This is a genomic window from Acidovorax lacteus, assembly GCF_039540375.1.
GTDB lineage: Bacteria > Pseudomonadota > Gammaproteobacteria > Burkholderiales > Burkholderiaceae_C > Acidovorax_G > Acidovorax_G lacteus.
In genome coordinates, this window is sequence record NZ_BAABEX010000028.1 from 25,184 (window position 1) to 45,522 (window position 20,339).

The following is a 20,339-nucleotide window of genomic DNA, read 5'->3' on the forward strand; positions in this document are numbered from 1 at the left end:
AATGGAAGCGATACGAGCGAAGTTCATGATGCAGGTCCTTGTCAAAAAGCGTCTTACAGAAAGCCGCAGAAGCGGGACGCGTGGCCCTGGGACTGCGGGTTCGGTGAGTCGCCTTGCGGTTCGGCTCATCGATGGGATGAACTGTACGCCGACCTCGTTCAGAGAAAAACCACTCAGTCGCGAACTGACTGTTTCGGTAGCGCGAACAATCGAACGCCTCAATCGGCCTGATAGTGTCTGTTATCGAAACGATCTGTTGCGTCCATGCGCACCAGTTCCGGCGCACAAAACGCATTCCTACTCCATCGTCAGGTGCCTTGCACTGATCAGCACCTCCGCAAAGCAGCAAAGGTCGTCTGAACGGCGCTCAAATGGCACCAGCGTTGCACACGCCAGGCGAGCGACTGGGCATCATTGACCGGAAGCCGCTGCCTGCCGGGCACGCGCGTACCCACCAGCGCGCTGTGCGTAACAGGCGGAACGCTGCGACCTTCGGCCGCACCGTCGGCGTGGGCAATGCGGCTTGTCGTTGGCAGGAGGCTCGATTTCTGCGCTCACACTGCATCGGCCCAGGCCCAGGCCCAGGCACAGGCACAGGCACAGGCACGCCGATGCTCTCCCCACGGCGAGCGAGCACCGGCGCATCAGGCCCCGCGGGCCGAAACCACGCACGCCGCGCGTGCGCAGCCACCCACAAGCACGCGCGACGGTGCATGCCGTATGGCCGGCCAGAAAAGACCTGCCACCCCCATCCCTGAGCGCATACCCCCAAACGGGCAGGGTGCGCGCAGCGCGCTGCACAATGAGCGCCCCATCGCACCGCTCTGCCTTCACCATGGCCCACCACCGCCCCGCCGCGCTCATGTCTGGCGGATCTGCCGACGACGTGGAGACCGCGTTCTATGAAGCTTTGCAGGCCGGCGACGTAGAGCGCCTGATGGCCTGCTGGGCGGACGACGACGACATCGTCTGCGTGCATCCGGGCGGCGCGCGGCTGCTGGGGGCGGCAGCCATCCGCGGTGCGTTCGAAGCCATCTTTGCGCAGGGCAGCCTGCACGTGAAGATTTCGGGGGTGCGCCGCATCCAGACGCTGACCAGCGCCGTACACAGTGTGTGCGAGGCCATCGAAGTGCTGCTGCCCGATGGGCGGCATGGGGCGCAGATCCTCGCCACCAATGTGTACCAGAAGACGCCTGAAGGCTGGCGCATGGTGGCGCACCACGCCAGCCCTGGCACAGACCTGGAAGGTGCCCCGTCCAGCCCCACCGGCACCTGGCTGCATTGAGCGCATTTTCAGGCGAAAATGGCCTGAAACGACCCACAGACAAGCACAACCAGCTATGAATTATGTAGCGCCGCGCTGGCTTCCCGGAGGGCAGCTCCAAACCATCTGGCCCGCGCTGTGGTCGCGTCGCGTGCAGGGGCCGCTGCCCCAGTACCGGCGTGAGCGCTGGACCACGCCGGACGGCGACTTCATCGACGTGGACCACCTGCGCCCCGCCGGCACTGAGCCTGCCGCCGCCGACGCACCGCTGCTGGTACTGTTCCATGGCCTCGAGGGCTCGTCGCGCAGCCACTACAGCGAGGCCTTTGCCGATGTGGCGCGCGCGCGCGGATGGCACTTTGCGGTACCGCACTTTCGAGGCTGCAGTGGTGAGCTCAACCACGCACCGCGCGCCTACCACTCGGGCGACCATGCCGAGATCGACTGGATCCTGCGCCGACTGCACCGCCAGCACGCCGGGCCGCTGCTGGCCGTGGGCGTGTCCTTGGGTGGCAACGCACTCATGCGCTGGGCGGCCGAGCACGGAAGCGCCGCAGCGCCCACAGCGCGCGCCGTGGCGTCGGTGTGCTCGCCGCTCGATCTGGCGGCTTGCGGCGATGCCATCGGCCGCGGCTTCAACCGGCAGGTCTACACCCGCATGTTCCTGCGCACCATGGTGCCCAAGGCGCTGCAGAAGCTCGACCAGCACCCGGGCCTGTTCAGCCGCGATGCGCTGCTGGCCGCGCGCGACCTGTACGCGTTTGACAACGTCTTCACCGCTCCCTTGCACGGCTTTCGCAACACCGAAGACTATTGGGCGCGCGCCGCCGCGAAGCCCGTGCTGCACCAGATCCGCATACCGGCACTGGTGGTCAATGCCGCCAACGACCCCTTCGTGCCCGCCCACAGCCTGCCGCGCAGCGCCGATGTGGGTCCCTGCGTCACGCTCTGGCAGCCACGGCATGGCGGGCATGTCGGCTTTCCGCAGGGGCGGCCGCCCGGGCATGTGCGGGCCATGCCCTCCCAGGTGTGCGACTGGCTCGCCCAGCGCCTCTGACGCACACCGGCCGAAGCCCTGGCCCACACGCGCCGCAGCGCCGCCGGGCACAATCAACGCCATGGACGACATCGTCAAGCAAGCCCTGGCCAAATGGCCCAACGTGCCCGCCTGCTACGGCTGGCTGGGCCTGGATGTGCGCGGCCGCTGGTATCTGCGGGACGACGCCACGCAGGCGCTGGGCCCGTTTGCACACAGCCGGGGCACGCTGCTTGCGCACGAGAAGCTCATCGCTTTCATCCACCGCAATTACGAGCCCGACGCGCAGGGCTGCTGGTTTTTCCAGAATGGCCCGCAGCGCGTGTATGTCGAGCTGGAGGCCACGCCCCACATCTGGCGCCTGCAGCCGGATGGCGGTGTGCAGTCGCACACCGGGCAGCCCGCGCAGGTGCGCAGCGCATGGCTAGATGAAGCAGGGCACTTCTACCTCGACACCGACATCGGCTTTGGCCTGGTGCACAGCGCCGACATGGCCGCCGTGGCCGACGCTGTGGAACAGGGCCGCTGGACGCCGCAGGAGATGGCTGGTAGCGACCTGCCCGCGCGCTTTGGCTTCGTGCGCAGCCCGCAGGCGCTGCAGGCGGTGCGTGGGCCTGCATAGGCCTCACGTCCCATCGGCTGGCCCGGCGCTGCGGGCCCATGTGCGTCGGTGGCGGACTTGTGCAGCGAGTGGCAGGTGCGTGGCCGCCAAGGCATCGCCAAAGATCAATGCGATGCTATGAAATACATAGCGGCTTGTGCTTGAGTTTGCTGGGCTGCAGCCTGCTTGAACTCTGGTTGTCCGCAGCGCCGAAGCGTTAGCGCATGCAGGGCGGCTGCATGCACTGGCAGGGTGGGACCGACCGCCCGTTGCCTGCACCAATGTCTGCTGCCTTTGCCCGTGCAGCCAAGCCATCATGAAAAAAGCCGACCCAGAGGTCGGCTTGCGGGCTGAACAACAGGCCTGGGCCTGCTGAAAGCGCTTACTTGACCGTGGCCACCATGTATTCGACGGCCGCACGGATGTCGGCGTCGGGTGCGCCACCGGCACCGCCGCGGGGGGGCATGGCGCCCTTGCCCTTGATCACGGCAGCCGTCAGGCCGTCTACGCCAGCACCCAGGCGGGCCGACCAGGCGGCCTTGTCACCCAGCTTGGGCGCGCCGGCCACACCAGCGGCGTGGCACACCTGGCAGGCCTGCTTGTACAGGGCTTCGCCATTGGCGCTGACCGCCGTGGCCGCCACAGGCGCCGCAGCAGGTGCGGGTGCGGGGGCTGCAGCGGCCACCACCGCGGGGGCCGGAGCCGCCGCTGCGGCAGGTGCCGCTTCTGCAGGTGCTGCAGCCGCTGCCGCAGGCGCAGCCGGCTCTGCAAACTTGCCGCCTGAACCGTTGGCCAGGAAGGCCACCGCACGGGCAATTTCCACGTCGCTGAAGTCGCCGCCGCCCTGCGCGCCCATGGCACCCTTGCCCTTGAGTGCCGCCTGCACCAGCGAATCAAAGCCGGTTTTGATGCGTGCGCTCCAGGCGTCAGTGTCGCCAAACTTGGGCGCACCGGCCGCGCCGCTGGCGTGGCAGGCCACGCACTGGGCCTTGTACACCTCTTCGCCCGACTTCAGCGGACGGTTGGCATCGCGGATTTCCACCATGCCCACCTTCTGGATGCGCTCTGCCGTCGACTTTTCGGTGTTGGCGGCGCCCGCGGCCGGCTTGTTGGCCGACGTCACGTAGTACACGAGGCCGATGATCACGAACACGGGGACCACAAACGCGAAGAAGCTGGCGAGCAGCAACTGCTTGGGGTTCTTGATCGGGCCGGTATGGGCTTCTTCGTGGTGCTGTTCGCTCATGACGTCCTCAGGTTATCGGGGGCGGGAATCAATCAACCCTACATTATATCGGGCACCCCGGCGGCGCAGGCCCGTGGGCCGGGGTGGCCTGCGCGCGGGCTCGGGCTTGTGCGCGGCCCGGCCCGCAAGGGCGGCGGGCGGGGGGGGGGCGCTGCCTGGCCTCGGGTTCAGGCCCCCGGCTGGCCGGTGCCGCCGCCCAGGGCCTTGTACAGCAGCACCTGGTTTTGCTGCTGCGCCAGCCGCACCTGCACGCGCGACTGCTGCACGGCAAACAGCGAGCGCTGCGCGTCCAGCAGCTCCAGCGAGCTGGCCACGCCATTCTGGAAGCGCAACTCTGCCAGGCGCATGCGCGCGGCCTCGGCGTCCTGCTGGCGTTGCAGGGCCTGAGACTGGGCGCGCAGGGTCTCGGTGCCCGCCAGCGCGTCCGACACCTCGCGGAAGGCGGTCTGGATGGTTTTTTCGTACTGCGCCACGGCGATCTCGCGCCCCACGCGGCTCGCGTCAAGCTGCGCCGCGTTGCGCCCCGCGTCGAATAGCGTGTGCAGCAGCGACGGCGCCAGCGTGAAGCCCCAGGAGCCGCCGCTGAACAGGTCGCCCAGTTCGCGGCTGGCCGTTCCCGCCTGGGCCGTCAGGCTGATGCGCGGGAACATCGCCGCCCGGGCTGCGCCGATCTGCGCATTGGCCGCGATGAGCTGCTGCTCTGCCTGCCGGATGTCGGGCCGGTGCGTGAGCAGGTCCGAGGGAAGACCGGCCGGCAGCGTGGCCAGGTCGGGCTGCGCCGTCAGCCGCCGCGCGGCCAGCGCCTCGCGCGCGGCGGGTGGCAGCGGCTGGCCCAGCAGCAGTGCCAGGGCGTTCTCGTTCAGGGCGCGCTGGCGCTGCAATTGGGCCAGCGTGGCCAGCGCGGCCTGCTGCAGGCCCACGGCCTGCTGCCAGTCGAGTTCAGACGAGGCGCCGGCCTCGAAGCGCAGGCGCATAAGCCGGGCCGACTCCTCACGCGTGGCCAGGGTCTGGCGCGTGAGCGCCAGCAGCTCTTCGTCGGCCTGTAGCGCCAGCCAGCCCTGGGCCACGGCCGCCACCAGCGAGGACTGCGCGGCGTCGCGGCCTTCGCGCGTGGCCAGGTACTGGGCCAGCGCCTGGTCGCGCAGGCTGGCCAGGCGGCCGAAGAAGTCGATTTCCCACGCACTGATGGCCAGGCCCACGCTGAAGCTGTTGGTCAGGTCGCCACTGCCCGTGGCCGGAGCGCGGCTGGCGTTGGCCGCCAGGCCCACCGTGGGCAGGCGGTCGGCTTCGCGGATGCGGAACTGCGCCTGCGCCTGCTGCACGTTGAGCGTGGCCACGCGCAGGTCGCGGTTGTGGGCCAAGGCGGTGTCGATCAGCGTGTGCAGCGTGGCGTCGGCAAAGTAGCGGCGCCAGTCGAGCGCCGGGGCGGCGGCTGCGGCCTCGGGGGACTGGGCATAGCGCTCGGGCACGGGGGCGGCAGGCCGCTCGTAGGCCGGGGTGAAGGCGCAGCCCGCCAGCACGGCCGCGGCCATCAACGAGAGCGCTGCGCGGGGCGCAGCCATGCCGCGCAGCAGGCGGCGGGGGTCAGACTTCATCATGGTTTCCCACTCCAGCTTCCTGCGCGTGGCGCAGGTCGTGTTCGTGCTGGCGTGCGCTGCCCTTGAACAGGCTGCGCACCACCACAAAAAACGCCGGCACAAAGAACACGGCCAGCACCGTGCCGGTGATCATTCCGCCCAGCACGCCCGTGCCAATCGCACGCTGGCTGGCCGAGCCGGCACCCGTGGCAATCGCCAGCGGCACCACGCCCAGGCCAAAGGCCAGCGAGGTCATGACGATCGGGCGAAAGCGCAGGTGCGCGGCTTCGAGTGCGGCGTCGACCAGGCTCTTGCCTTGTGCATGCAGGTCTTTCGCGAACTCGATAATCAGGATCGCGTTCTTGGCCGACAGCCCGATGATGGTGATCAGCCCGACCTGGAAATACACGTCATTCGAATAACCGCGCAACAGCGTGGCCAGCAGCACGCCCAGCACGCCCAGCGGCACCACCAGGATCACGGCCAGCGGAATCGACCAGCTCTCGTACAGCGCTGCAAGGCACAGGAACACCGCCAGCACCGCGAAGCCATACAAGATGAGCGACTGCGCACCCGCGAGCTTTTCTTCGCGCGACTGGCCAGTCCATTCGTAGCCGAAGCCTTGCGGTAACTGTGCGGCCAGGCGTTCCATCTCGGCCATGGCCGCGCCCGTGCTGTAGCCCGGTGCGGGCGCGCCGGAGATGCGGATGGCCGGGTAGCCGTTGTAGCGCACCGTCTGCTGCGCGCCCTTGACCCACTGCGTGGTCGCAAAGGCCGACAGCGGAACGGGCTTGCCCTGGCTGTTGACGGCGTCGATGCGCAGCAGGTCGTCGGGCTGCATACGTGCGGGCGCATCGGCCTGCACGATCACGCGCTGCAGACGCCCCCGGTTGGGGAAGTCGTTGACATAGCTCGACCCCAGCGCGGTGGACAGCGCGCTGTTGATCGCGTCAAACGTCACGCCCAGCGCCGCGGCCTTGTCGCGGTCGATGTCGATGCGCAGCTGCGGTGCGTCTTCCAGGCCGTCGGGGCGCACCTGGGCAAGCACCGGGCTCTTGCTGGCCATGCCCAGCAATTGATTGCGGGCGTTCATCAACGCGTCGTGGCCCAGGCCGCCGCGGTCTTGCAGGCGGAAGCTGAAGCCGCTGGCATTGCCCAGCTCGGGGATGGGCGGCGGGCTCAGCGGGAAGATGAACGCATCGCGCACGCCCATGAGCGCGCCAAAGGCCCGCTGTGCCACGGCCTGGGCGCTCTGGCCGGGCTCCTGGCGCTCGGCCCAGTCTTTGAGCGTGACGAACGCAAGCGCCGCGTTCTGCCCCTGGCCTGAGAAGCTGAAGCCCAGCACGCCCACCATGCTTTGCACTTCGGGCTGCGCGAGCATGAAGCCTTCCACCTGCTGCATCACGGCCAGGGTGCGCTCTTGGGTGGCGCCCGGTGGCAGTTGCACGTTCACGATCAGGTTGCCCTGGTCTTCGGCGGGCAGGAACGAGGTCGGCAGGCGCTGGTACAGCACCACGGCCGCGCCCACAATGGCCGCGTACACGATGAGCGTGCGGCCCGCGCGGCGCAGCAGCCGCGCCACCCAGCCTTCGTAGCGGTGGGTGGCGCTTGCAAAACCGCGGTTGAAGCGGCCGAAGAAGCCCTTGCGCTCGTGGTGACCAGCCGGCACGGGCTTGAGCAGCGTGGCGCACAGCGCAGGCGTGAGCGACAGCGCCATGAAGGCCGAGAACGCGATGGACGCCACCATCACCGCCGCAAACTGGCGGTAGATGTTGCCTGTGGAGCCCGAGAAGAACGCGAGCGGCACGAACACCGACACCAGCACCACCGTCACGCCGATGATCGCGCCCGAGATCTGCCGCATGGCCTTGCGCGTGGCCTCGCGCGGCGACAGGCCTTCTTCGGTCATGATGCGCTCGACGTTCTCGACCACCACGATGGCATCGTCCACCACGATGCCGATGACCAGCACCATGCCGAACATGGTCAGCACGTTGATCGAAAAGCCCAGCGCGAGCAGCGTGGCAAACGTGCCCAGCAGCGCAATCGGCACCACGATGGTCGGGATGACCGTGTAGCGCCAGTTCTGCAGGAACAGGAACATCACCAGGAACACCAGCGCCACGGCTTCGAGCAGCGTCTTGGCCACCTGCGTGATCGAGATCTCGATGAAGCGCGAGCTGTCGTACGGGATCGTCCATTCCATGCCCGCCGGGAAGAAGCGCGACAGCTCGTCCATCTTGGCGCGCACGGCCTTGGCGGCTTCGAGTGCGTTGCCGCTGGGTGCAAGCTGCACGCCAATGCCCACGGCGGGGGTGCCGTTCAGGCGCGCGGCCGTGGCATAGGCCTGGCCGCCGAGTTCGATGCGGGCCACGTCGCGCAGGCGTACGGTGGCGCCCGTGCCGCTGGCGCGCAGCACGATGTTGCCGAACTCTTCCACGCTGGAGAGCTGGCCATTGACCACCACTGTGGCGGCAATGCCCTGGCCGGCAATGTTGGGCAGGTCGCCAATGGCGCCGCTGGCCACCTGCGCGTTCTGCGCGCGGATGGCGGCAATCACCTCAGCCGACGACAGGCGAAAGCCGTTGAGCTTGGCCGGGTCGAGCCAGATGCGCATGGCCCGCTCGGAACCGAACAGTTGCACCTGGCCGATGCCGGGCAGGCGCTGCAGCTCGGGCACCACGTTGCGCGCCGCGTAGTCGCCCAGCGCCACCGTGTTGGTCTTGGGGTCTGTGGACGACAGCATGGTGAACAGCAGGAAGTTGCTGCGCGCCTTGTCCACGCGCACGCCCTGCTGCGTCACGGCCGCAGGCAGGCGGGGCGATGCGCGCGAGAGGCGGTTCTGCACGTCCACCTGGGCCAGGTCGGCGTTGGTGCCGGGCTGGAAGCTCAGCGTGATGCTGCCCGAGCCGTCCGCCTGGGCCACGGATTCCATGTAAATCAGGCCCGGCGATCCGTTCATCTCGCGCTCGATGACGGACAGCACGCTGTCTTCCAGCGTCTGGGCCGACGCGCCGGGGTACGCCGCGTTGATGACGATGGACGGCGGCGCAACCGGTGGGTACTGCGCAATCGGCAGCTGGGTGATGGACACCGCGCCCAGCACCATGATGAACAACGCGATCACCCACGCGAAGATGGGGCGCTCGATGAAGAACTTGGCCACGGTGCGGCTCCCTTCAGCGTGCGGCCGCGCTGGCCGGGGCTTGTGCGCCCGAGGCGGCGGACGCCGCGGCGGCAGTGCCTGCGGCGGGCGATGCGCCGCCTGCGCCCGTGGGGGGCTTGGGTGCTGCGCCGGGGGCGCCCGGTGCGGCCGCTGGCTCCCAGGGCACGGCCTTCACGGGCGTGCCTGGGGGCAGCATCTGCAGCTTCTGGAAGCCGTCCACCATCACCTGCTCGCCGGGCTGCAGGCCGTCTTGCACCAGCCAGCGGTTGCCTTGGGCGCGCGTGACCTGGATGGTGCGCGGGCTCACCTTGCCTTCGGCGTCCACCACCTGCACCACATCGCCCTGCTGCGTGCGTGTCACGGCCTGCTGCGGCAGGGTGATGGCGTTGGTCGCCTGTGCCTGCTCCAGCCGCACGCGCACGTACAGGCCGGGCAGCAGGTCGCCCTTGGGGTTGGGCACTTCGGCGCGCAGCGTGACCTGGCCGGTGGCGGTGTCCACGCTCAGGTCTGAAAACAGCAGCCGCCCGGCGCGGGCGTATTCGGTGCCGTCGTCCAGCACCACGCGCACGCTGGCAGCCTCGGCGCCCTGGGCGCGGCGCAGCTGGCCGGCCTCGAGCGCGCGGCGCAGGCGCAGCGCCTCGGCGGCCGACTGCGTGAAGTTGATGTACACCGGGTCGATCTGCTGCACCACCGCCAGCGCCGTGGCCTCGCCCTGGCCCACCAGCGCGCCTTCGGTCACCAGCGCGCGGCCGATGCGGCCCGACAGCGGCGACACCACATTGGCATGGCCCAGGTTGATTTCGGCGGTGCGCACCGCGGCCTTGGTGGCGGCCACGTCGGCCAGCGCCTGCTTGTGCGCGGCCTCGGCGTTCACAAACTCCTGGCGGCTCACGGCGTTGGCCTCGACCAGCGGGCGGTAGCGCTCCAGTTGCGCGGCGGCCTGGGCCAGGTTGGCTTCGGCGCGGGCCTGGCTGGCGCGCGCGCTGTCCAGCGCGGCGGCGTAGGGTGCGGGGTCGATGCGGAACAACGGCTGGCCGGCTTTGACGTCGCTGCCCTCGCGGAACAGGCGCTGCTGGAGGATGCCCGCTGCCCGCGCGCGCACCTCGGCCACGCGCGAGGCTTCAACCCGGCCGGGCAGCTCGGTCACCAAGCCCACGTCGCCGGGCGTGGCCACGACCACCCCCACCTGCACGGGTGGCATGCCGCCGCCGCCACCGGCAGCAGGGGGCGCATTGCCCCCTTTGCCGCAGGCGGCCAACGCGGCCAGCAGAACCGAGGCGGTTGCCCAGCGCAACGCCGGGGGCAGATGCCGCACCCGGGGCGCGGCGGACAGAACAGGCTGGGGAGTCATGCAAATCCTTTCGGGCGGTGCAGGCGGGCGAGGGCGCACGGCACGTGGAGTGCCTGCCCAGCCCCGAAGCCGGCAGGCCTCACACGGGCCGGCGCAGCAACACAACAGGAAGCGGCGGATTATACATACATTCATGAATGTATAATGACCCTGACGCCGTCGCTGGGTTGGCCCCGGCCACGCAGCCCTCAGGAGACACTCGCCCCATGGTTCGCCGCACCAAAGAAGACGCCAACGCCACCCGCCACAGCCTGCTGGACGCTGCGGAGACTGTGTTCCATGAGCGGGGCGTCTCGCGTGCGTCCTTGCACGAGATCGCACTGGCCGCCGGGGCCACGCGGGGCGCGATTTACTGGCACTTCAAGGACAAGTCCGACCTGTTTAACGCCATGATGGACCGCGTGACCCTGCCGCTGGAGCAGGCATGTGGCGAGTTCGACAACTGCGCCGGGCTGGACCCGGTGCAGCGCCTGCGCGGCGTCATGCATGTGCTGCTGGAGCAGGTGGCCACCGATGCCCACACGCGCCGCGTGTTCGAGATCGCGCTGTTCCGTGTCGAGTACGTGAGCGAGCTGGTGGGCGTGCGCGATCGCCACATCACGGCGAGCCTTGCCTTCACCGAGGCCATCGCCCGCGACTTTGCGCTGGCCGAACAGGCCCTGGGTCGCCCACTCCCATTGCCCGCCGACGCTGCGGCCACCGCCTTGCACGCGCTGTTCGACGGGCTGATCCGCAACTGGCTGCTGACGGAAGGCGGCTTCGACCTGCGCGCCGTGGGGCAGGGCGCGTGCGACACCTTCTTGCGTGGTTTGGGCCTGCAATGGACAGACGTGCCCTGCCCGCGCGGCGTCGGGTGAGTACGCGCCGCCCCCCCCCCCACGCAGCGCTGCTGCCGTGGGGGCTGCAAGTCTTTTGGGCCTCTCATTCAGCAAAATCAAGCACGAGCAGCTCCTATTTTGATAGCAACAGGGCGTTGTCTGAAACCGACCGCTGCCCGGGCTCCTGTGCCGCAGGGCGCCTGCAAAGCCCTTGACACACCGACCCTGTGGCCGCCCCGGCCGCGGCGGGACTCGGGTTACACTAGCACCCCTGGCCGCCCTTGGCGTGCCAGCCCGCGCGGCTGTAGCTCAGTGGATAGAGTATTGGCCTCCGAAGCCAAGGGTCGTGGGTTCGATCCCCGCCAGCCGCGCCACCCTCTGTACAGGGTCTCCAGATACAAAAGCCCTTGTGTTTCCACAAGGGCTTTTTTCTTGCCGGGGGGGTCCTGGGCGGCGCGACGGTTGCGCGCCACCGGGCGTGGGCCGTCAGCCGCTGAACGCACGGCCCGATAGCATCGCAGGCCCGCTGTTGCCACGCTGGCCGCCCTGTGCGCCGTACAGCGACTGCAGCAACTCGCGTCCGTTGGCATAGCGGGCCGCGGTGCGCTTTTCTTCCTGCCGGGCCATCAGTTTGTGCAGCGGTCGTGCGGTGCGCAGTTGCTCCAGCAGATACGGCAGCCAGCGGCGGCGCTGCTGCGCTTGTACCAGTGTGTCGGCCCGGTCGATGGCTACCGCCGCCAGCGCAGGCGCGGCAGGGGCGACTTCCACCACCACGCGCAGGTTGTCGGCATCGGGTTCGCTGGCCGCCACCACCTGCAGGCCCGCGCGCTGCATGAGCCCGTGCAGCGACGGCTGCGTGAAGTACAGCGTATGGGCCCGGAAGAACATGTAGTGCGGCGAGCACAGGCGCGTGGCGTTGGGCACTTCGATGAACAGCCGCCCACCGGGCGCGAGCGTGCGCGCAATCTTGCGCAGCGCGGCGAGCGGGTCGGCCAGGTGTTCGAGCACATGGAACATGGTCACCAGCTGCTGCGAGGCCGACGGCGTGTGCTCGATCTGCTCGAGCAGCGTGCCGCAGCGCACCGGCAGGTCCAGCGCCTCGCGCGCGTGCTGGGCGTATCCCTGATGCGGCTCGATGCCGGTGGCGTGCCAGCCCAGGTGGCGCATCAGCGCCACGGTCTCGCCGCTGCTCGCGCCGATGTCGAGGCTGTTGCGCGCCGGCCCCGCCTCAGGCGCAGCCAGCACGGGCTGCATGCGCGCCAGCCAGTGCCAGCGGTCCAGCGCATTGCGCCCGGCGCGCAGTACATGGCGCAGGGCAGGCTGCACTGCTGCCTTGTAGGCCTGCCGGTACTGGCGGCTGTACCAGTCGGCCAGCGCCTGCTCGGTGGGCATTGGGTCGATGCGCCCCAAGCCGCAGGCGGTGCAGGCCACGGTGAGCAGGGCCTCGCCGGTCTTGCCGTCGCGCGTGGCCACCACGCGGGCGCTGGACTCGCCGCAGCTGGGGCAAGGAGTGTGGGCATTCCAGGGGTGGCCGGTGGTGGATGCAGTCATGGGGCGGACCTTGTGTGTGTTTGTTACACACCCTACCAGTGCGCCGCATTTCCGGTATGGGCGCACGGCCATAAGGGATACGCGGCGCAGGGCTTCCAGCGCCTGTCAGGCAGCACTGGCGGCCGCATGGCGAACGGGTTCGCCCGACCGGATGTTGCGTTCTACAGATGTTTTGGCGATATAGAACCAAAAACGTATTCGTTCCATTTCTAAAGCGAAGCGCGGACCATTCGCACATCCGCAGGCCATCCGGGTCTGCCTGTTGTTTGGAAGAGCACCGCACATGAACCTCCGCCGCCCCTTTCTCGCTGCCCTGCTGGGCATTGCCACCCTGGCTCCTCTCACCAGCCTGCCGGTGCAGGCACAGCCAGCGCCTGTGAGCCTGCTGAATGTGAGCTACGACCCCACCCGCGAGCTGTACGTGGACATCAACGCCGCGTTTGCCCGCCACTGGAAGGCCAAGACCGGCCAGGAGGTGACCATCAAGCAGTCGCACGGCGGCTCGGGCAAGCAGGCCCGCTCGATCATCGACGGGCTGGACGCCGACGTGGCCACGCTGGCCCTGGCGGGCGACACCGACGCGCTGCACACCAACGGCAACTGGATCCCGAAGGACTGGCAAAAGCGCCTGCCGCAGAACAGCTCGCCCTACACCTCGACCATCGTGCTGGTGGTGCGCCAGGGCAATCCCAAGCAGATCAAGGACTGGGACGACCTGGTGCGCGCCGACGTGAAGGTCATCACACCGAACCCCAAAACGTCGGGCGGTGCACGCTGGAACTACCTGGCCGCTTGGGAATTTGCCAAGCGCAAGTACGGCGGCGACGCCAAAGCCAAGGAGTTCGTGGCCAAGCTCTATCAGAACGTGCCCGTGCTCGACACCGGCGCCCGCGGCTCCACCGTCACCTTTGCGCAGCGTAACCAGGGCGATGTGCTGATCGCCTGGGAGAACGAGGCCTACCTGCTGGAAAAGGAATTTGGCAACAAGGTGGACTTTGTCTATCCGTCGCTCTCCATCCTGGCCGAGCCGGCCGTGACGCTGGTGGACCGGAACGTGGACAAGAAGGGCACGCGCGCCGTGGCCGAGGAGTACCTGAAGTTCCTCTACACCGAAGAGGCCCAGGACCTGATCGGCAAACACTTCTATCGCCCGCGCTCTGACAAAGCCCAGGCCAAGTACGCCAAGCAATTGCCCAAGATTCCGCTGTTCACCATCGACGAAGCCTTTGGCGGCTGGGCCGCGGCCAGCAAGCAGCACTTTGCCGACGGCGCGGTGTTCGACCAGATCTTCACCAAGAAGTAAGCGCGTACCGCTTGCGCACCCATCGGAGCTCCGCCATGACCATCCTTCTGATTGCCGGCAGTCCCTCGGAACAGTCGCGTTCTGCCGCGCTGCTTGATGCCGTGGCCGCCCAGCTCGACCCGCGCCGCGTGCCGGTGGACCGCCTGCACATCCGCGACCTTGCGCCGCAGGCGCTGCTGCTGGCCGATGTGGCCCACCCCTCGGTGGCCCGGGCCTTGCAGCAGGTCGAACGGGCCCAGGCCCTGGTGATTGCCACCCCGGTGTACAAGGCTGCGTACAGCGGCGTGCTCAAGGTGTTCCTGGACCTGCTCCCGCAGACGGCCCTCAAGGGCAAGGCCGTGCTGCCATTGGCCACCGGAGGCAGCCCGCACCACATGCTGGCGCTCGACTACGCGCTGCGCCCGGTGCTGCAGTCGCTGTCGGCCCGGCACATACTGCCCGGCGTGTACGCCACCGACGCGCAGGTGCCGCGCGGCGAATCGGGCGGCTACGTGGTGGGCGAAGACATCCAGGCCCGCCTCCAGGACGCTGTGCACACCCTGGTGCACGACGCGTTGCGGCTCCCGGCGGCCGCGAGCTTTGCGCCCGTGGCGTTCTCTCAGGTGCGATGTAGCGTCTGACGCCCCTCGGCGCACCCCTGTGGGGGTGCGCTCCTCCCCCCGTCCCGCTCTGGCAGGCCCCCGCATCGGCAGGGCCCGGCCCTTCGCATCCCTTGTATTGCTGCAGACCTTCCATGCCCGCACCGAAAGCGCCACAGACCACCTCCCGGACACCGCGTTTGGAGCGCTGGCTCTGGCGCCTGCTGGCCGCGGTCATCGCCGCCTTCGGGTTCGTGCTGCTCACGCAGCCAGTGTCTGCAGCGCTTTGATTGGAGAACCGTCACCATGCAACCGATTCCCCGTCGTTCCTTCCTGCAACTGATCGCCGTCACCGCCAGCGCCTGGGGCCTGGCCGCCGCGCAGGCTCAGGCCCAGTCCCCCGCACCTGCCCACCGCGCGCCTGAACAGCTGCGCATCGGATACCAGAAGTCGGCCGCCAACCTGGTCATCGTCAAGCAGTCAGGCTGGCTCGAGCGCCGCCTGCCCACCACGCGGGTGAGCTGGGTCGAGTTCCCGGCCGGGCCGCAGCTGCTCGAAGCCCTGTCCGTGGGCAGCCTCGAGTTCGGCCTCACGGGCGATGCGCCGCCCGTGTTTGCACAGTCTGCGGGCAAAGACCTGCTGTATGTGGGCGCAGAGCCGCCCAAGCCCGACAGCTCGGCCATCCTGGTGCTGGCCGATGCCCCGGTGCGCAGCCTGGGTGATCTGAAAGGCCGACGCATTGCCGTGCAAAAGGGATCCAGTGCCCACTACCTGCTGGTGCGGGCCGTGGACAAGGCGGGCCTGCAGTGGAGTGACATCCAGCCTGTGTACCTGACACCCGCCGATGCCCGCGCAGCGTTCGAGCGCCGCAGCGTGGACGCCTGGGCCATCTGGGACCCGTTCTACGCGGCCACCGAACTGGCGGTACCGACCCGTGCACTGGTCACAGGCCGCACGCTGGCCAGCAACAACTCGTTCTACCTGGCGTCTCGCAACTTTGCGACCCAGCACGCCGACACGGTGCAAGTGCTGTACGAAGAGCTCACTCGCGCCGACCGCTTCATCCAAGAGCAGCGCCCGCAGGCCATCAAGCTGATTGCCGACTTCAGCGGGCTGGATGCCGGGGTCGTGAGCCTGTTCCTCCAGCGCCGTCCACCGTCGCCTGTCGGACCGTTGACGCCCGAGACCGTGGCCGACCAGCAGCGCGTGGCCGACGCCTTTCACCGCCTGGCGCTGATTCCGCGTCCCGTGCGCGTGGCGGAGTTGGTGTGGCGGCCCGACGCCGCCCGCCTGGCCAGCCTGCGCTAGCCGCCTTTTCCTTGTTTGGTTGCCCTGCTGCACCGCCCCGTTTTGGGGGCGGCGGGGCGGTGTTGTCCCGTTTTTCCTTGAAGGAGCCCTCTCCATGACCCGTTTGCAACCCTCCCGGCGACGCTTTGTCGCCACCAGCCTGGCCGCTGCATCGGCGCTGGCCCTTCCCACACTGCCTGCCCATGCCCAAGGGGCCGGGGCGGCCGGGCGCGTGCTGCGCATCGGCCACCAGAAAGGCCTGCTGTCCGTGCTCAAGGGCCGGGGCACGCTGGAGCAGCGCCTCGCGCCGCTGGGCGTGAAGGTCACCTGGACCGAGTTCACCGCCGGCCCGGTGCAGCTCGAAGCGCTGAACGTGGGCTCCATCGACTTCGGCGACGTGGGCGAAGCCCCCCCGATCTTTGCGCAGGCCGCTGGCGCGCCCCTGGCCTACGTGGCTGCCACCCCGCCGCGCCCGGCGCTGGAGGCGGTGCTGGTGCCGCAGGGCTCGGCCATCCGCAGCGTGGCCGACCTCAAGGGCAAGAAGGTCGCCTACAACAAGGGCTCGAATGTGCAGTACTTCCTGGTCAAGCTGCTGGAAAAGCATGGCCTCAAGTACGGGGATGTGCAGTCGGTGTTCCTGCCCCCGGCCGACGCACGCGCCGCGTTTGAAAAGGGCTCGGTCGATGCCTGGGTGATCTGGGACCCGTTCCTGGCCGCAGCCGAGGTCGCGCTGGGCGCACGGCTCTTGGCCGATGCACAGGGCATCGTGAACAACCGCGGCTACTACTTCTCGTCGCTGGACTTCGCCGGGCGCAACGCCGACGTCATCAAGACGGTGATCGAAGAGATCCACAAGGTGGACCAATGGGCCGGCGGCAACCGCAGCGCGATTGCGGCCGAACTCTCCACCCTGTGGGGCTTGCCCCGCACGGTGGTGGACAAGTCGGTGGCGCGCACGGTCTACGGCATCACGCCGATCACGCGCGAGATCCTGCAGGAGCAGCAGGTGATTGCCGACACCTTCTTCGACCTCAAGCTGCTGCCCAAGCGCATCAACGTGCTGGAGGCCGCGGTATGAGCCTCAACGTCTTCTGGTTCATCCCAACGCATGGCGACAGCCGCTACCTCGGCACCGCCGAGGGCGCACGCGCCCTGAGCACCGAATACCTGCAGCAGGTGGCCCGCGCGGCGGACAGCCTGGGCTACGAAGGTGTGCTCATTCCCACGGGCCGTTCGTGCGAAGACCCGTGGGTGGTGGCGGCCAGCCTGCTGCCTGTGACGCAGCGGCTCAAATTCCTGGTGGCCGTGCGACCGGGGCTGCACCAGCCGGCGCTGGCCGCCCGCATGGCGGCCACGTTCGACCGGCTCTCGGGTGGGCGTTTGCTCATCAACCTGGTGACCGGTGGCGACCGGGCCGAACTGGAAGGCGATGGCGTGTTCCTGGACCATGCCAAGCGCTACGAACAGTCGGCCGAGTTCATCCGCATCTGGCGCGAAATCCTGGCACGCAGCCACGCGGGTGAATCGTTCGACTTTGAGGGCGAGCACCTGCAGGTCAAGGGCGCACGCCTGCTGTTTCCGCCCGTGCAGCAGCCGTATCCGCCGGTGTATTTCGGCGGCTCGTCCGAGCCCGCGCACGAACTTGCCGCCGAGCAGGTGGATACCTACCTCACCTGGGGCGAGCCCCCGGCCGAGGTGGCCCGCAAGGTGGCCGATGTGCGGGCCCGTGCGGCGCGCCATGGGCGTACGGTGCGCTTCGGCATCCGCCTGCATGTGATCGTGCGCGAAACCGAGGCCGAGGCCTGGGACGCAGCCGAGCGCCTGATCAGCCGACTGGACGATGCCACGGTGGAGCGCGCCCAGGCTGCGTTTGCCCGCATGGACTCCGAAGGCCAGCGCCGCATGGCCGCGCTGCACGCGCAGGGGGCCCGCCGCGACCGCGCCTCGCTCGAAATCAGCCCCAACCTGTGGGCAGGCGTGGGCCTGGTACGCGGGGGGGCCGGCACGGCCCTGGTGGGCAGCCCGCAGCAGGTGGCCGACCGCATCCAGGAGTACGCAGCGCTCGGGCTCGACACCTTCGTGCTGTCGGGCTATCCGCACCTCGAAGAAGCCTACCGCTTTGCCGAGCTGGTGTTTCCGCTGCTGCCGCGCGCCGTGCAGAACAAGCTGCCCGGCCGCGTGTTGCACAGCCCCTTTGGCGAAGCCGTGGCCAACCAGTTTGTGCCACGCGTCTCGCAGAGCTGACCAGGAGTAGACCACCATGGCCATCCATTCCATCGACCATGTGCAGTTCGGCTTTGCCAAAGGCCGCGAAGCCGAGCTGCGCCACTTCTACGGCGACCTGCTCGGATTGAGCGAAGTCGTGGACGGCGAAGGCCGCCCAGGCACGCTGCGCTTCGAGGCTGGCGCGCAGCGCATCGACTTCGTGGCCCTGCCGCGTCCCTTGCCGGGCGAGGGCGTGCACCTGGCCCTCAGCGTCGAGGGACTGCCATCGCTGCGCCAGCGCCTGCAGCGCGCGGGCGTGGCCATCGACGAGCAGCGTCCGCTGCCCGGCCACCGGCGCCTGTACGTGCAAGACCCTGCAGGCCATCGCATCGAATTGCTCGAACCCGTCTGGCAGGAGGCTGCATGAGCGCTGTCGCCCGAGAAATCCCGGCGGTGCCTGTGCACGCCGAACCCGAAGCGCCCGCGCAGTGGCGCGCCACCTGGCTGGTGCCTGCGTTGCGCCGACTGCTGCCCTGGCTCGTGCCCGTGGGGCTGGTGGTCGTCTGGCAGCTGGCCTCGTCGCTGGGCTGGCTGTCGTCCCGGGTGCTGCCTGCACCCGTGGATGTGGCCACTGCGTTCTGGCGGCTGGCGTCGTCGGGCGAGCTGTGGACGCATGTGAAGGTGAGTGCCGGCCGCGCACTGCTGGGGCTGGCGATTGGCGGTGGCCTGGGCCTGCTGCTGGGCCTGCTCACGGGCTCGGTGCGCTGGGCCGAAACGCTGCTCGACTCCACCATCCAGATGGTGCGCAACATCCCCGCGCTGGCACTGATTCCGCTGGTCATCCTGTGGTTCGGCATCGACGAGGCAGCCAAGCTGTTCCTCATCTCGGTGGCAGTGTTCTTCCCGATCTACCTCAACACCTTCCACGGGATCCGCAACGTGGACCCGGGGCTGATCGAGATGGGGCGCAGCTACGGCCTGAGCCGCTGGGGGCTGTACACGGAGATCATCCTGCCGGGCGCGCTGTCGTCCATCCTCGTGGGCCTGCGCTTTTCGCTCGGTCTCATGTGGGTGATCCTGATCGTGGCGGAAACCATCTCGGCGCAGGCCGGCATCGGCTACCTCACGATGAATGCGCGGGAGTTTCTGCAGACCGACGTGGTGCTGGTGGGCATCCTGCTGTACGCCCTGCTGGGCAAGCTGGCGGATGTGTTTGCGAGGGCGCTGGAGCGCTTCTGGCTGCGCTGGCATCCGGGCTACCAGGCCGCATGAGGAGGTATGCCATGACCCAAGCCTCTCTTTCTGCTGGCGTGGCGCTGGAGCTGCGCCGACTGAGCAAGCACTACGGCCCGCGCGAGGTGCTGCGCCACAACACCCTGCGCATCGAGCCCGGCGAGTTCGTGGCCATCGTGGGCCGCAGCGGCTGCGGCAAAAGCACGCTGCTGCGCCTGGTGGCCGGACTCGAAACGCCCACCGGCGGCGAGCTGCTGGCCGACGGCCAACCCACCCAGGGCCTGCACGACGACACGCGCATCATGTTCCAGGACGCGCGCCTGCTGCCCTGGAAGCGCGTGATCGACAACGTGGCCCTCGGCCTGCCGGCAGCGCGGCGTGCCGATGCCGAAGCCGTGCTCTCCCAGGTGGGCCTGGGCGACCGCCTGGGCGACTGGCCGGCACGCCTGTCGGGCGGCCAGCGCCAGCGCGTGTCGCTGGCCCGTGCCCTGGTGCACCAGCCCAGGCTGCTGCTGCTCGACGAGCCGCTGGGCGCACTCGATGCGCTCACCCGCATCGAGATGCACGCCCTGATCGAGGGGCTGTGGAAGCGACGCGGCTTCACCGCGCTGCTCGTGACCCACGACGTGCAGGAGGCCGTGGCCCTGGCCGACCGCGTGCTGCTGATCGAAGACGGCGCAATTGCGCTGGACGAACGCATCGAGCTGCCGCGGCCGCGATCGCGCGGCGATGCGGCGTTTGCCGCGATCGAGAAACGCATTCTCGACCGCGTGCTGCAGATCCCCGACGCCCCTGCGCCCGACCCGGCCTGGCCCGGTGTGGCCGCCCATGGCCTGCGCTGGGCCATCTGAACCGGTTTGCTTTTTTTGCTTTTTCAACCTCAAGGAGTTTTGTCATGTCCATCCAAGCCATCAACGTCCGCAACCAGTTCAAGGGCAAGGTCAAAGAAATCATCCGCGGCGATGTCGTGTCCGAAGTCGATGTCGAGACGCCCTGGGGCATCGTCACCTCGGTCATCACCACCCGCTCGGTGGACGACCTGGCCCTCAAGGTCGGCTCCGAAGTCGTGGCCCTGGTGAAGTCCACCGAAGTCTCGCTGGCCAAGCTGTGAGCCGCAGGGAGA

Annotated in this window: 19 protein-coding genes and 1 tRNA gene; 15 read left to right on the top strand and 5 right to left on the bottom strand. The window is 68.7% G+C overall.

The window, feature by feature from the left end:
- Positions 1 to 835 precede the first annotated feature (835 nt).
- The 3 genes from ABD866_RS12485 to ABD866_RS12495 all read left to right on the top strand — a co-directional run bounded on the left by ABD866_RS12485 (position 836) and on the right by ABD866_RS12495 (position 2,922).
- Entirely contained in the window at positions 836 to 1,285 is a 450-nt protein-coding gene (locus ABD866_RS12485) for a YybH family protein (RefSeq protein WP_345065501.1), read from the top strand.
- 55 nt (positions 1,286 to 1,340) lie between these two features.
- On the top strand, positions 1,341 to 2,321 hold the full coding sequence (locus tag ABD866_RS12490; RefSeq protein ID WP_345065504.1) for a YheT family hydrolase: 981 nt from the start codon (positions 1,341 to 1,343) through the stop codon (positions 2,319 to 2,321).
- A 61-nt stretch (positions 2,322 to 2,382) separates the two neighbouring features.
- On the top strand, positions 2,383 to 2,922 hold the full coding sequence (locus ABD866_RS12495; RefSeq protein ID WP_345065507.1) for a DUF2946 family protein: 540 nt from the start codon (positions 2,383 to 2,385) through the stop codon (positions 2,920 to 2,922).
- 361 nt (positions 2,923 to 3,283) lie between these two features.
- Here ABD866_RS12495 and ABD866_RS12500 read toward each other — a convergent pair whose 3' ends face one another.
- The 4 genes from ABD866_RS12500 to ABD866_RS12515 all read right to left on the bottom strand — a co-directional run bounded on the left by ABD866_RS12500 (position 3,284) and on the right by ABD866_RS12515 (position 10,241).
- Complete coding sequence (locus ABD866_RS12500) at positions 3,284 to 4,147, bottom strand: c-type cytochrome (RefSeq protein ID WP_345065509.1); 864 nt, start codon at positions 4,145 to 4,147, stop codon at positions 3,284 to 3,286.
- Between the two features lie 167 nt (positions 4,148 to 4,314).
- Positions 4,315 to 5,745 (bottom strand): efflux transporter outer membrane subunit, encoded by a 1,431-nt coding sequence (locus ABD866_RS12505; protein WP_425549591.1) that lies wholly within the window; start codon positions 5,743 to 5,745, stop codon positions 4,315 to 4,317.
- Positions 5,732 to 8,890, bottom strand: a complete 3,159-nt coding sequence (locus tag ABD866_RS12510) for an efflux RND transporter permease subunit (RefSeq protein ID WP_345065512.1) — start codon at positions 8,888 to 8,890, stop codon at positions 5,732 to 5,734. Before ABD866_RS12510 ends, ABD866_RS12505 begins: the two co-directional genes overlap by 14 nt.
- A 13-nt stretch (positions 8,891 to 8,903) precedes the next feature.
- A complete protein-coding gene (locus ABD866_RS12515; RefSeq protein ID WP_345065515.1) occupies positions 8,904 to 10,241 on the bottom strand; it encodes an efflux RND transporter periplasmic adaptor subunit in 1,338 nt (445 codons plus the stop codon).
- A gap of 206 nt (positions 10,242 to 10,447) precedes the next feature.
- Between ABD866_RS12515 and ABD866_RS12520 the strand changes: the two genes are divergently transcribed.
- Together ABD866_RS12520 and ABD866_RS12525 are read left to right on the top strand one after the other, a co-directional pair.
- Positions 10,448 to 11,098 (top strand): TetR family transcriptional regulator, encoded by a 651-nt coding sequence (locus ABD866_RS12520; protein ID WP_345065518.1) that lies wholly within the window; start codon positions 10,448 to 10,450, stop codon positions 11,096 to 11,098.
- Positions 11,099 to 11,357: 259 nt separating this feature from the next.
- A tRNA-Arg gene (locus ABD866_RS12525) sits at positions 11,358 to 11,433 on the top strand.
- Positions 11,434 to 11,545: 112 nt separating this feature from the next.
- Here ABD866_RS12525 and ABD866_RS12530 read toward each other — a convergent pair.
- A complete protein-coding gene (locus ABD866_RS12530; RefSeq protein WP_345065521.1) occupies positions 11,546 to 12,610 on the bottom strand; it encodes a class I SAM-dependent methyltransferase in 1,065 nt (354 codons plus the stop codon).
- Between the two features lie 283 nt (positions 12,611 to 12,893).
- On the opposite strand from ABD866_RS12530, the gene ABD866_RS12535 reads away from it, so the two are divergent.
- The 10 genes from ABD866_RS12535 (at position 12,894) to ABD866_RS12580 (ending at position 20,327) form a co-directional block, all read left to right on the top strand.
- Positions 12,894 to 13,913, top strand: a complete 1,020-nt coding sequence (locus ABD866_RS12535; RefSeq protein ID WP_345065524.1) for a sulfate ABC transporter substrate-binding protein — start codon at positions 12,894 to 12,896, stop codon at positions 13,911 to 13,913.
- Between the two features lie 35 nt (positions 13,914 to 13,948).
- Entirely contained in the window at positions 13,949 to 14,533 is a 585-nt protein-coding gene (gene ssuE / locus ABD866_RS12540; RefSeq protein WP_345065526.1) for an NADPH-dependent FMN reductase, read from the top strand.
- Positions 14,534 to 14,646: 113 nt separating this feature from the next.
- Positions 14,647 to 14,781: a hypothetical protein gene (locus ABD866_RS12545; protein ID WP_345065529.1), complete on the top strand. Its 135-nt coding sequence runs from the start codon at positions 14,647 to 14,649 to the stop codon at positions 14,779 to 14,781.
- A 16-nt stretch (positions 14,782 to 14,797) separates the two neighbouring features.
- Positions 14,798 to 15,799: a sulfonate ABC transporter substrate-binding protein gene (locus ABD866_RS12550; protein WP_345065532.1), complete on the top strand. Its 1,002-nt coding sequence runs from the start codon at positions 14,798 to 14,800 to the stop codon at positions 15,797 to 15,799.
- Between the two features lie 94 nt (positions 15,800 to 15,893).
- Entirely contained in the window at positions 15,894 to 16,856 is a 963-nt protein-coding gene (locus tag ABD866_RS12555) for a sulfonate ABC transporter substrate-binding protein (RefSeq protein ID WP_345065534.1), read from the top strand.
- A complete protein-coding gene (gene ssuD / locus ABD866_RS12560) occupies positions 16,853 to 18,022 on the top strand; it encodes an FMNH2-dependent alkanesulfonate monooxygenase (RefSeq protein ID WP_345065536.1) in 1,170 nt (389 codons plus the stop codon). The genes ABD866_RS12555 and ssuD overlap by 4 nt, the downstream gene beginning before the upstream one ends.
- 16 nt (positions 18,023 to 18,038) lie before the next feature.
- A complete protein-coding gene (locus ABD866_RS12565) occupies positions 18,039 to 18,410 on the top strand; it encodes a VOC family protein (RefSeq protein WP_345065539.1) in 372 nt (123 codons plus the stop codon).
- Positions 18,407 to 19,255, top strand: a complete 849-nt coding sequence (ssuC, locus tag ABD866_RS12570; RefSeq protein WP_345065541.1) for an aliphatic sulfonate ABC transporter permease SsuC — start codon at positions 18,407 to 18,409, stop codon at positions 19,253 to 19,255. Before ABD866_RS12565 ends, ssuC begins: the two co-directional genes overlap by 4 nt.
- A gap of 11 nt (positions 19,256 to 19,266) precedes the next feature.
- Positions 19,267 to 20,067 carry an ATP-binding cassette domain-containing protein gene (locus ABD866_RS12575; RefSeq protein ID WP_345065543.1) on the top strand — a complete coding sequence of 267 codons (801 nt, stop codon included), beginning with the start codon at positions 19,267 to 19,269 and terminating at the stop codon, positions 20,065 to 20,067.
- Positions 20,068 to 20,111: 44 nt separating this feature from the next.
- A complete protein-coding gene (locus tag ABD866_RS12580; RefSeq protein WP_345065547.1) occupies positions 20,112 to 20,327 on the top strand; it encodes a TOBE domain-containing protein in 216 nt (71 codons plus the stop codon).
- Positions 20,328 to 20,339: the final 12 nt, after the last annotated feature.